At 74.6% G+C, this 12,239-nt stretch carries 6 protein-coding genes; 2 read left to right on the top strand and 4 right to left on the bottom strand.

The annotated features are described in order from the left end of the window. Window positions 1-12 precede the first annotated feature (12 nt). Window positions 13-1,740: a penicillin-binding transpeptidase domain-containing protein gene (locus ACZ6Z8_RS36350; protein WP_465614283.1), complete on the bottom strand. Its 1,728-nt coding sequence runs from the start codon at window positions 1,738-1,740 to the stop codon at window positions 13-15. Between the two features lie 391 nt (window positions 1,741-2,131). Here ACZ6Z8_RS36350 and ACZ6Z8_RS36345 point away from each other — a divergent pair, with 391 nt between their 5' ends. Both ACZ6Z8_RS36345 and ACZ6Z8_RS36340 read left to right on the top strand, forming a co-directional pair. After that, window positions 2,132-3,373, top strand: coding sequence for a styrene monooxygenase/indole monooxygenase family protein (locus ACZ6Z8_RS36345; protein WP_465614282.1), 1,242 nt, complete (start codon window positions 2,132-2,134; stop codon window positions 3,371-3,373). Between the two features lie 135 nt (window positions 3,374-3,508). Further along, window positions 3,509-4,054, top strand: a complete 546-nt coding sequence (locus ACZ6Z8_RS36340; RefSeq protein WP_465614281.1) for a hypothetical protein — start codon at window positions 3,509-3,511, stop codon at window positions 4,052-4,054. A gap of 151 nt (window positions 4,055-4,205) precedes the next feature. On the opposite strand, the gene ACZ6Z8_RS36335 is transcribed toward ACZ6Z8_RS36340, so the two are convergent. The 3 genes from ACZ6Z8_RS36335 to ACZ6Z8_RS36325 are packed head-to-tail and all read right to left on the bottom strand — an operon-like array spanning window position 4,206 to window position 12,150. Continuing rightward, complete coding sequence (locus ACZ6Z8_RS36335) at window positions 4,206-5,249, bottom strand: hypothetical protein (protein WP_465614280.1); 1,044 nt, start codon at window positions 5,247-5,249, stop codon at window positions 4,206-4,208. Beyond that, window positions 5,246-6,502, bottom strand: coding sequence for a CHAT domain-containing protein (locus ACZ6Z8_RS36330; RefSeq protein ID WP_465614279.1), 1,257 nt, complete (start codon window positions 6,500-6,502; stop codon window positions 5,246-5,248). Before ACZ6Z8_RS36330 ends, ACZ6Z8_RS36335 begins: the two co-directional genes overlap by 4 nt. A 5-nt stretch (window positions 6,503-6,507) precedes the next feature. Beyond that, on the bottom strand, window positions 6,508-12,150 hold the full coding sequence (locus ACZ6Z8_RS36325) for a tetratricopeptide repeat protein (RefSeq protein ID WP_465614278.1): 5,643 nt from the start codon (window positions 12,148-12,150) through the stop codon (window positions 6,508-6,510). Window positions 12,151-12,239 lie beyond the last annotated feature (89 nt).

Raw genomic sequence — 12,239 nt, 5'->3', positions numbered from 1 at the left:
CGTCAGGCGGTGTCAGCCCTTGCCGCCGCCCGCCTTCAGGACCTGGGCCGCGGCCACGCCCGCCGCGCTGTTGCCGTGTCCCCCGCCCTCCACCTCGGCGGCGACGGCGAGGTCGTTGCGGTAGGCGATGAACCAGCTGTTGGTGGCCTGCGACCCGGCCTCCACGGTGCCGGTCTTGGCGCCGACCTGGCCGCTCAGCCCGGACATCGGGGCCCGGGCGGTGCCCTGGGTCGCGGTCCGGGCCATCATCGAGCGCAGGCTCTGGGCGACGTCCGCGGGCAGCCGGCCGGGGGCCGTCACGCGCTTGACGTCCTCGCGCAACACGGGCTGACGGAACGTTCCGCTCTGTACGGTGGCGGCGACCGAGGCCATCAGCAGCGAGTTCACCTGGATCTGGCCCTGGCCGATGTACTCGGCGGCCGCCTCGTCCCTGTTCCCCGGCACCGGGATGGTGGCGTCCCGGTTGGGGATGCCGATCCGCCACTGGAGGCCGAGGCCGAACTGGTCGCGGGCGACCGACGCCAGGGTGCCCGGCTGGAGCTTCTCCAGGCCCTTGTCGATGAACCCGGTGTTGCAGGAGTGGATGAAGTCGTCGCCGAGGGTGTAGTCGAGGTGGTTGCCGGGTTCGTCGTTGTGCCAGGTCCGGGGGGAGTTGGTGGTTTCCTTGCAGGGCGCCGCGGTGTCCGGGGTCAGCCCGGCCTCCAGCAGCGCGGCCGAGGTGATCACCTTCATCGTCGAACCGGGCGCCTGCCCGCCGCCGACCGCCCGGTTGAAGCCGCCCTGCGGGGCGAAGGCCATCGCCAGGATGTTCCCGGTGCTCGGCTGGATCGCCACCAGCGAGGCGGGCTTGCCGTCGGCCGACTGCTGCTTCACCGCGTCCTCGGCGATCTGCTGGAGGTCGGCGTCCAGGGTGAGCTCGACCTGCGGCGCGCTCGGCGGCGTCAGCACGAACAGCTGCTCCGCGTCCTGCGAGCCGCCGCCGCTGAGCACCACGGCCTGGCCGGTGACGACCTTCGCACCGTCGGGCGGGGCGATCTGCGGCAGCACGGACCGCAGCGACGGGAACGAGTCCAGCGGCCGGCCCTTGCGGTCGGTGGGCTTGGACACCGGGTTGGGCAGGGCCTTGACGGCGAGCGTCTTCCCGGCGCCCAGCTTGGGGTGGATCACCGTCGGCGCCCAGCGGACCAGGATGCGCCCGTCCGCGGCGCGCACGACGCCCAGCGTGCTGTCGTACTCCCAGGCGTCCGTGGTGCCGTCGAACTCGGCCCGCACCCGGTAGCCGACGGCGGGCTCGCTCGGCGTGCCGGAGGCCGCGGCGCCCGTCCCGGTCAGGGTGAGCGTACGGGCGGACACCCCGTCGTGGAACGAGGTCAGGGCCGCCCGGGCGGCTTCCGGACGGTCCGTCAGGCCGGCCGCGACCGTGAGGTCCCCGCGGCCCCAGGCCGCCAGGAAGTCCTTGGCGACGGCGTCGGCCTCCGCGGCGGTGGGCGGCGTCTGCGGGCCCCTGGAGGCCGTCGCGTCCGCACCGGCGCCCTTGCCGGAGGAGCCGCCGGACACCGCGCTGACCACGTTGTAGGCGCCGTACCCGCCGACCACCACCAGCGCGGTGAACACGCCGCCGATCGCCACCAGCCAGACCCGGCGGGACCGGGAGCGGCTCGGGGCCTCCTCGTGGTCGTCGTGGACGAGGTGGTCGTCGTGGTCCTGTTCCGGGTGCTGTTCGTCGTATTCCTGGTACATGGTGCTGCGTCCCCCCTGGGTACTTCGGTGTGTGGCGCCCGTCCCTCCCGGACGCGCCTGCCGTTCAGGCGCCCGCCGGGCCGTTCGGGCCCGGACAGCCTATGCGGCGGCGGCCCGCCGGTCGACGGCGGGGGCTTTGCGAGGGCTTGACCTGCGGAGGGTGACGGAGCGGGACCGATGACGGCCGAGGCGGACGGGCGCCCGGCGGGCGGGGCGACCGGCTACGGCACTCAACCGCTCCGCGGCCCCACCCGGCGCGCGCCCGCCCCGCCCGGCGCGCGCGCCCCGTGCGCGCCGTGGACGCGGACACTGCGGCCTGGTATCCAGTCACCTGGCAGCCGGGCGGAGCGGGCGCCCCCGGGTCGGACGGATCACCAGGGAAGCAGGGGCGATGCGCAGGATTCTGATCGTCGGCGCCGGGCAGGCCGGCCTCCAACTGGCCCTCGGGCTGCAGTCCCACGGCTACGACGTCACCCTGCTGACGGACCGTGACGCGCAGGAGGTGCGGGACGGGCGGGTGCTGTCCACCCAGTGCATGTTCGACTCCGCGCTGCGCACCGAGCGCGCCCTCGGCCTCGACCTGTGGGCCGAGCGGGCGCCGCGGATCGAGGGCGTCGGGGTGTCGGTCGGCGGGCCGGAGTCGACCCGGGTGATCGACTGGGTCGGGCGGCTGGACGCCTACGCCCAGTCCGTCGACCAGCGGCTGAAGATGTCCACCTGGCTGGAGGCCTTCGCCGCCCGCGGCGGCCGGGTGGAGCTGCGGCAGGTGAGCACCGCCGACCTGGAACACCTGGCCGGCTCGTACGACCTGGTGCTGGTCGCCTCCGGCAAGGGCAAGCCTGCCTCGCTGTTCGAGCGCGACGAGGAGCGCTCCCCGTACCTGCGGCCCCAGCGCGCCCTGGCCGTGAGCTATGTGTACGGGCTCGCGCCGCGCCCCGAGCACGACTTCCCGGCGGTGCGCTGCAACCTGGTGCCCGGCATCGGCGAGTTCTTCACCATGCCGGCCCTGACGGCCGCGGGGCCGTGCGACATCCTGTTCTGGGAGGCGCAGCCGGGCGGTCCGGCGGACGCCTTCGACGGGATCCGCGATCCGGCCGAACACCTGCGGGTGATGCTGGAGTTGATGAAGACCTTCACCCCTTGGGAGTACGACCGCACCCGCTCCGGCGTCGAACTCACCGACGCCGGAGCGACCCTGGCCGGCCGCTTCACCCCGGTGGTCCGCCGTCCGGTCGGTGAACTGCCGGGCGGCGGATCGGTGTTGGGAGTCGCCGACGTGGTCGTCACCAACGACCCGATCACCGGGCAGGGGGCGAACAACGCCGCCAAGTGCGCCGCCCACTACCTGGAGGCGATCCTCGCGCACGGCGACAAGCCCTTCGACCGGGACTTCCAGCAGTCCGCCTTCGACCGCTTCTGGGCGGAGACCGCGCGGCCGGTCACCACCTGGACGAACGCGATGCTCGCCCCGGCGCCCCCGTACGTGGGGGAGCTGTTCGTCGCGGCCGGCCGACTCCCCGCCGTGGCCGACCGGTTCGCCAACTGCTTCAACGACCCGGCGGATGTGGAGGACTGGCTGCTGGACCCGGAGAAGGCGGCCGCCTACCTGGCCTCGGTGGCACCGCAGGGCTGAGCGTCGGACGTGTCACGGTGAGGTCAAGGTCTCGCCAAGTTCCGCGCGGGGCCGTCCTGATCATGGTGGGTTCGTGTCAACCCCGGCCCGCCGGGGGACGTTTACGCACAGAACGCGGACATCAGGAGACGAGTGGTGGCGGTCGACGGCAGCAACATGGCGCACGCTGTGATCGAGACGGCGGTGAAGGAACGCACGCGCCTGCAGACCGGCCGCAGCCGGGCGACGGCGTTGGTGGTGCTGGTCCTCCTGGCGGGCCTCGGTCTCTTCCTGGCGCTGGTGGTCGGCAAGTCCGACCCGACCAGCGCCCCCACCTGCAACGGGACGACCATGACCCGGAGCGACGAGTGCCGGATCTGGTCAAGCCACGGCGGTGGGGGCACCTTCGGCTACCAGGAGATGATCGACCGACGCGAGTCCGGCAAGGGCGTGTGGCAGGTGGTCGGCTTCGTCGGCACCGGCCTGTCCGTCGTCCTGATGGGCGTGGCGGTCACCAAGCTCAACCCCAACCGCCCGTGGGGCAAGCCGGTCACCGCCGCCTGCCCGCGCTGCTACCAGACCACCCTGCGGGAGAAGCTGACCGTGCACACCGTCTCCCGGGGCCGGACCAACTACCGCTACAGCGGCATCGTCACGCTCTGCACCCCGGTCTGCGGCTTCAGCGCGGTGCGCCAGCGCTGACACGGGCCCACCCCGTCCGGGGAGCGGTGGCGTGCCGTCGGCGCACACGGTCACCTGCAGCCGCCGCCGGGGTGGGGGAGCGGGGCCGCCGGACGCCGTCGCCGGGAAGCGCCGCCGGCGTCCGTGCGGGATCCCGGCCCCCGCCGTGGGTTCAGCGCGAGTGGGAGGCGAGGCTGAGGAGCAGGTGGGCGGACTCCGGGTGCTGGAAGTCGGAGTGGGCGCCGGAGGGGTGGAGGCGGCGGGTGGCCAGCCCGCCCCGGTAGACGTGCCCGGCGTCGATGTTGACGATCGGGTGGTCGAGGTCGGCGTGCGGGTACGGGGAGTCGGTCGGGCGCAGCCGGGTGCTGAACTGGGCGACCGGCGCGGAGCCGGTGCCGGAGTGGCCGATGCCCGGGCGGCCCTCGGCGCGCAGGTGCCAGAAGCCGGTGGCGCGGTCCCAGCGGGAGTGGGTGAGGACGAGCGGGCCGCGCAGCGGGGCGCCGGCCCGGCCGGGGCCGAGGAACAGGCGGGGGAACAGCCGGTCGAAGGCGTCGCGGGGCGCGGCCATCTGGAAGACGAGCGCGCTGTCGACGGTGAACGGGCGGGCCGGGTCGCCGGGGCGGGACGACCAGCTCAGCACCGGTGGGCCGGCCGGGCGGTCGGCGGCGTACTGGACGGCCTCGCAGAGGAAGCGGCCGCCGAAGGAGTGCCCGAGCAGGTGGAGGTACTGGCCGTGCCGGTTGGCCAGCACGCGCGGGGCGTCCGGGCGGCCGCGGCCGCTGTCGAGGTAGCCGAGCAGGTGGCCGAGGATGCGCCCGGCCTGGCCCCGGGCGCTCATCGCGTGCGCGCGCTCCCGGATGCGCCGGTAGCCGTGCAGGGTCGGCAGGCTGGAGGAGGGCCAGCGCACCACCACGCACCAGGGGCGGAACCCGGCGGCCAGTCCCGGGTAGGCGCCCGGGGCGGCGAGGTGCAGGGCGGCGGCCCGGTCGACCAGCGCGGCCGCCGTGCGGTGGGCGGCCTCGGGGCTGGTCTGCCAGCCGTGGACGTAGACGAACAGGTCGGTCGCCCACTCGGGGATCCGCAGGTGGCGGGCGAGGTGCTCGGCGGTTCGCGCCTCGGGGACGGGCGTGGCCGTGCCGGGCACGAGCAGTCGGCCGTGCTCGTCCAGGTCCACGGTCGCGGGGCGTGCGGTGGTCGGCGGCGCCGGGGTGGTCATGCGTTGAGCTCCAGGATGCTGTCGATGCCGCAGTGCAGGGAGTAGGCGAGGGCCAGCGGGTTGCGGTACTCGCTGGCGAACCACCGCACCAGCTGTCGGGTGATCTCGCCGGCCGTGTACTGGCCGGTCAGGTAGTGGTCGAGGAAGGCGAAGGCGTACTCGGCGGCGAACTCCTGCGGGATCTGGATCTGCGGGCCGAGCACGCCGTCCGCCCCGAGGTCCACCAACGCCCGCCCCAGATGGTCCAGTTCGGCCGACGCGGACTGGCCGGTGTGGCAGGCGTTCAGCAGCACGAAGGGCCGGAACACGGCGTCCGGCCGGTCGAGGTGGTGGCGGCGGTGGCGGCGCACCAGCTCGGCGTCGATGTGCCGGTCGTCGGAGAGCCGGACGGCCAGCTGCTCGTACGGTGAGTCGTTGGCGACGAACTGGCCGTGGCACCAGAAGTACATGACGTCCTCGTCCAGCACGGCCGCGGACAGCGCCTTCAGCAGCAGGTCGGACTCGGTGCGCACGGTCAGCTGGGAGCGGTCCTCCAGGAGTTTGCGCACGTCGGGCGCCCGCCCGATGCCGGTGAGCTGGTCGTCGGTGTTCAGGCTGGTGACGGGCCTGGCGCGGGCGGAGTTCGGCGGCTGGATCGGCGGGTAGGCGGCGCCGGTCTGCTCGATCTGGTGGCGGTGGCCGAGGAAGTCCGCCCAGGGGTCGGGCTGCTCGCTCTCCACGGCGAGCATCGGCCAGGGGAGGTGGAGGTCGGAGTCGAAGCTGATCCGCAGGGAACCGTGCTCGGTGAGGGTGCGGTTGAGGTATTCGCGGAACATGACCAGGCTGCGGTCGCCGCCCTCGAACATCGTCTCCAGGAAGTACCGCCCCTCCTCGGCGAGTTCGGCGACCTTGCGCTCGGCGACGGCGGCCAGCGGGGTGAAGTCGACGGTGCTCGCGAAGGGGTACGGGTTGAGCGGGTCGGGGTCGTAGCCGATCAGGCGGTCGCGCCAGACGCTGCGCAGCCGGGCGGCGAGGTGGAGCAGCTTGGGCGCGGAGACGGCCAACCGGGCCCGGTGGATGCGGTTCCCGGGGGTGCGCTCGCCCGTCCGGAAGGCCGAGACGTTCAGTTCGTCGCCGTGTCGCCGAAGGGTGACGATCAGGTCCAGCGGGGCCCGCTCCTTCGAGGGCAGGCCGTCCGGACGGGTCTGGAGGGGCAGCCGGGTGTAGTCGGCGGAGGGGTTCTGCCGGATGGTGACGTGGAGGTCCCGGGGCACGTCGATTACTCCTGGTCCTGGGCTGGGGCGGGCCGGGGCACGTCCACGACGGCGCAGAGGTCCTGGAGGACGGCGCCGTGTCCCCGGTCGAAGACGGTGACCCGGACGGTGTACGAACCGGGAGCGGCCGGGGTCAGCGCGAACCGGGCGGGCGGACCGGCCGGGGTGTGGTCGGTGACGGGCGGTTCGAGCACCGCGTGCGGGTCGACGGCGGCGACCAGACGCAGGTCGGGCAGCGCGGTCGGATCCGCCTCGGGGTCGTCGCTGGCCTCCAGGCGGAGTTCGAGGTGGGTGGTGGTGCCCACGGCGGGTTCGTCGGTGAGGGTGAGGCGGGGGCGCCAGGCGGGCCGGACGACGGCCGGCCGGGGAGCTCGGCGGACCGGGCCGCGGGAGTGGCGGGGGAAAGGGGTGGGCCTGGTCCTGCTGGACTCCGCGGGCACGGGTGCGCCGGGGGTCGACGAGGGCTCGGCCCGGTCGAGCTGCGCCAGCGCGGTACGGGCTTCCGCCAGGAGCGGGTGGCCCGGGTCCATCAGTGCCTCGCGGCCGACGCACACCGCCGCCAGCAGTTCCCGGGCCGCCTCGCGTCGCCCGGCCGCCACGAGGGCGTCGGCCAGGCCGACGGCGAGGGAGGGGAACACCGGGAGCGGCCCGGGGTGTTCGGCGCCGATGCTGACGGCGACGTCCTGGGCCTCGCCGTGACCGGCCAGCAGCACGGAAGCCGGCGGGGCGCTTCCGGTCGTGGTCCGGTCGGCGATGATGCGCTCGTACACCTGGATGGCGCCCTCGGCGTCCCCGGCCCGCAGCCGGGCGTGGGCGAGGCTGCGCCGGACGCTCGATGTGAGCGTGCTGTGCGGACCGGTGTCCTCGGTGCAGCCCTCCGCGAGTTCCTCCAAGCGGACGACGGCGCGCAGCGGCCGAGCCCCGTCGGCCAGCAGGAGCGCCTGGGTCTCCCGGGCCGTGACCGTCGCCTCGTCAGAGCCCCCGAGGGCGTCGACGGCGGTGGCGACCAGGTCAGCGGCCAGACTCAGGGCCGCCTGGTGCTCTCCGTTCAGGTGGCGCGCGACGGCGAGCGTGCAGCCGACGCGGACCACGTCGGGGAGGCCGAACCCGCGGGGCCGCGCCCGGTCATCGGCCATGGACGACAGTTCGGCGACGGCGGTGTCGAGTTCGCCCTTGAGGACCAGGGCCTTGGCACGGCCGTGCCGCAGCTCCCGCACGAAGGAGTGCTCCGGTCCGAGGGCCGGGACGGCGGCGGCCAAGGTCTCGCGGTAGTGGGCGGCTGACTCGGCGTAGCGGCCGGAGAGGCGGAGGCTCAGCGCGATGCTGCCCCGGACGTCGAGCGTGTCCGGGTGGTCGGCTCCCAGGATCCGCCCGCGATCGGTCAGAAGGGCTCGGTGAACCGCATCGGCTCGCTCGTGCTGCCACCCCGCGCTGATGGCGTGGGCCAGATCGGACCGGGCGGTGAGCGTGTCGGGGTGGTCGGCGCCGAGGGCCCGCTCGTGGTCCGCGACCAGCGCCCGGCGTTCGGCGATCTCCTGGCGGTGGCGTCCGGCGCGGCGGTGGGTGTAGGCGAGGTCGGCCCGGTCCGCGAGGGTGTCCGGGTGCTCCGGCCCTTGGACCCGGATCCGGTCGGCGATCACTCGCGTGAAGAGGGCTACGGCGCGATCGGTGTCGCCGGTCTCGCGGACGTCCTGAGCCAGCAGGGAGCGAGCGCTGAGCGCGTCGGGGTGGTCCGGCCCCTGGATCCGGGCGCGGTCGGCGGCGAGGAGTTCGCGGTCCGTGACGACCCGGCGGAACAGCCCGGCGGACCGACGGTCGTTGAGGAGGTTGTTCCGGGCGGTGAGCACGTCGGGGTGCTCGGGGCCCTGGATGCGCATCCGGTCCGCCACGAGGTCCTGGTGCAGCGCGACGGCCCGTCGGTGGTCCTTCGCACGGGCGAGGGCCCGGGCCAGGCCGCTGCGGACGGACAGGGTACGGGAGTGTTCGGGACCGTGGATCCGGGTGAAGTCGTCGACCAGCACGGTGTAGCGGGCCACCGCCTGCCGGTGGTCGCCGACGTGGACGCTCCCGATGGCCTGCCACCAGCGGGCCACCAGAGTGTCGGGATGTTCGGGGCCGTTGAGGCGGTGATGGTCGGCCGCCAGCTCGGCGTACAGCTCAAGGGCCCGGCCGTGCCGGCCGGCTCGGGTGAGGGCGTTGGCCCGCAACCACCGGGCGTGCAGGGTCAGCGGATGGTCGGCGCCCTGGATCAGGGTCCGGTCCGCGACGAGCAGGTCGTGCAGCTCCACGGCCAGCCGGTGGCCGCCCGCGGCCGAGAGGGCGATGGCCAGGTCCTTCCTGGCGTCCAGGGTCTCGGGATGGCCCGGACCGGCGGCGCGGCAGAGGTCGGCCACCAGCGACCGGGACAGCGCGATGGCGCGTCGGTGGTGGCCGGCCTCCCGGTGGCTGGCGGCGAGCCGGGAGCGCGTGATGAAGGTGTCGGGGTGGCTGGGGCCGAGGACCCTGGTGCGGTCGGCCACGAGCGCGTCGAACAGCTCCGCCGCCCGCAGGGGCTCGTCGGCGGCGTCGTGCACGGAGGCGAGCCAGAACCGGGCCTCCAGGGTGTCCGGGTGGTCCGGTCCCTGAAGACGGGTGTGGTCCGCGATGAGTTCGGTCAACTGCTGGACGGCGAGGCGGTAGTGACCGGCCTCGCAGTGCGCCACCGCCAGGTTGAGCCGGGCGCTGAGGGTGTCGGCGTTCTCCGGGCCCTGGATCCGTGTCCGGTCGACGACGAGGCTCTCGCGAACGGCGAGTGCCTCCCGGAGGCGGCCGGCCGCCTGGAGGTTGTGGGCGAGGCCCTTGCGCGAGTCGAGCGTGCTCGGGTGCTCGGGTCCGTACACACGGGTGCGGTCGGCCACCAGCTGTTCGCGCAGCCGTACGGCGTGATCGTGGTGGGACGCCTCGCCGTGCAGCCAGGCCTGCCAGATCCGGGTGTGCAGGACCGTGGGGTGGTCGGACCGCAGGGCCCGTGCCCGGTCGGCGACCAGCTCGTCGCACAGTTCGGCGGCCCGCTGGTGCTCTCCGACGTGGCTGAAGCTCCGGGCGAGGGCGAGGCGGGCGTCGTAGGTCTCGAAGTGCTCCGGCCCGTGAACCCGCTGCCGGTCCGCGAGGAGTTGCCGGCGCACGGCGAGCGCGTCGCGCGGGTAGCCTGCGGATTGCAGCGCCCAGGCGAGACCGGACCGCTCGTCGAGGGTGTCCGGGTGGTCGGGGCCCTGGATCCGGATCCGGTCGGCCACCAGGTGTTCCAGTTCCTCGACGGCGCGCCCGAACATGCCCGCCACGCGCAGCGCGTAGCCCAGGTGGCTGCGTTCCGCCAAGGTCGAGGGGTGGGTGAGGCCCTGGATCCGAGTGCGGTCGCGGACCAGGAGCCGGTGCTGCTCGACCGCGAGGTTGGCCTGACCGGCCCTCCGGCGGGCGCGGGCCAAGCTGCACCGGGTATCGAGGGTGTGCGGGTGGTCGGGGCCGAGCACTCGTGTGAAGTCGGCGACCAGGGCCACGAATTCCTCCGTGGCGAGGAGCAGTTGACCGGAGTTGCGCTGAACCGTGGCCAGTCGCCCGCGGGCGTGGAGGGTCTGCGGGTGGTCCTTGCCCTGCACCCGGGCGCGGTCCGAGACCACGCTCCCGTACGCGGCGATGGCCGCCGGGTGGTCGCCCGAGTCGGCGAGGGCGGCGGCGAGCCAGCCGCGGCTGTTCAGGGTGTCGGGGTGGTCGGGGCCGAGCACCCGGGTGCGGTCGGCGACCACCTGCTCGTAGAGCCGGATGGACAAGCCGTGGTGCCCCGCGGCGAGTTGGGCGAAGGCGAACGCGTTCCGGCGGGTCAGCACGTCCGGGTGGTCGGCGCCGAGCACCCGCTCCGCGTCCCTCACCAGGCGCTCCAACTCGGCCACCGACTCCCGGTGTTGACCCGCGACCTGCAGCGCGAACGCCAGACTTCCCCGACTGTCCAGCGTGTCGGGGTGGTCCGCCCCCAGCACTCTCGTCCGCTCGGCGACGACCGCGCGGAACTCCCCGACGGCGACGGCGTGGTGACCCGCCTTGCGGTAGGCCTGGGCCAGCACGTGCCGGTCGGCGAGGGCATCCGGGTGGTCCGCGCCCTGGGCCCCGGCCCGCTTCGCGAACACGTCCAGGCACAGTTCGACGGCCCGCGCCGGGTCGCCCGTCCGGGCGTACAGCCGGCCGAGCTGCCGCCGGGTGGTCAACGTCTCGGGGTGGTCCTCACCGAGCAGCCGCCGCTGCCCGTCCGCCCTGGCCTCCACCAGCCGTACCGCGTACACCTGCTGCGCCCGGTCGGTCAGTTCGTCCGCCGCCAGGCCGTACAGGGCGACGGTCTCGGCCGTCGGCTGCTCCGAGGGCCCGCTGTCGGCCAGTTCCCGGATGTGCGGCAGCAGCGCCCGCCGCAGTCCGGCGCCGCGCGAGGGCCAGAGCCGGGCCGCCGCCCCCGCCAGGTGCCGTTCCGCTCGTTGCCGGAAGCCGTGGGCGGGGCCGGAGTCGCGTAGCACCCGCTGGAGCAGTCGGTGCACGGTGACGGTGTCGCCGAGGGTGATCAGGTGGTAGTCGGCGAGCAGCCGCAGGGCCCGGTCCACCTCCTCCGGGCGGCGAGCCCCGAAGGGGGTGAGGGCTTCGCGGGGCAGCGCCTCGGGGGCGTACCAGGCCAGGGTGCGCAGCAGTTCGACGGCGAAGGGCGCGGTGTGCTGGACGGTCCGCAGGGTGGTCTGCCAGAGCCGGGCGACGGTGTGCTCGGCCCCCGGCCCCACCGGCCCGGTGGCGCGCAGCAGTTCGCGGTACGCGGCGAAGCTGGTGCCGGTCTGCTGGACGTAGGCGCCGGCCTGGGCGAGGGCGATCGGCAGGTGGCCCAGCTCGTCGGCGAGGGCGCGGGCTTCGTCCTGCTCGGCCGGGTCGAGCGCCGCGCCGGGGTACGCGGCGCCGCAGAGCAGCCGCGCGGCCTCGGGGGCGTCGAGGACGTCGATCCGCACGGGCCGGATGCCCGGGTGCCAGCCGCCCGCGCGGCGGCTGGTGACCAGCTGGTGGCCGTGGCCGAGCAGTCGGCCGACGTAGGGGGTGAGGTGGGCCGGGTCCTCGGCGTTGTCGTAGACGAGCAGCCAGCGGTCGTGGGCGCGCAGCCAGGCGATGGCCCACTCGACCTGCTGACCGGGCGGGGCGGTGAGGGCCCAGGAGGGGTGGAGGTGGACGGCGAGCCCGGCGAAGGCCTCGGCGAGCTGTCCCGCGGACTCGGCGGTGATCCACCAGATCAGCCGGTAGTGGTCGGCCCGGGCGTAGGCGTGGTGCAGGGCGAGGCTGGTCTTGCCGACGCCGCCGAGGCCGTGGAGGGTGGTGGCCTGGGTGACCAGGCCGCCGCCGTCCTGGTGGGCCAGGGCGTCGGCGACGGCCCGCAACTCGCTCTCCCGGCCGATGAGCAGGCCCGAGGCGCGGGGCGGGAGGTTGGGCGTCGGGGTGGTCGCCTCGACGGTCAGCGCGGCCCGCGCGGCCTCCGGCGGGAGGACGGCGGCGTACGGGTCGCCGTCGGCCGCGGAGGGCGTGCCGGGGCGGCGGCGCTGTTCGAAGGACTCCGGGTCGGGCATGCCGCTCTCGGGGCGGATGTGTGCCGTCATGGACATCAACACTTCGCGCCCCCACCCCCTGTTTACGGCTTCGCCCGCCAACCGTAGTGCTGGTCAGACGTGTTGTCAGCGGATTGCCC

The sequence above is a fragment of the Kitasatospora sp. NPDC101108 genome, from assembly GCF_055584725.1.
Note: the sequence above shows the minus strand (reverse complement) of the source record. Positions and strands in the feature narration are given on the sequence as shown.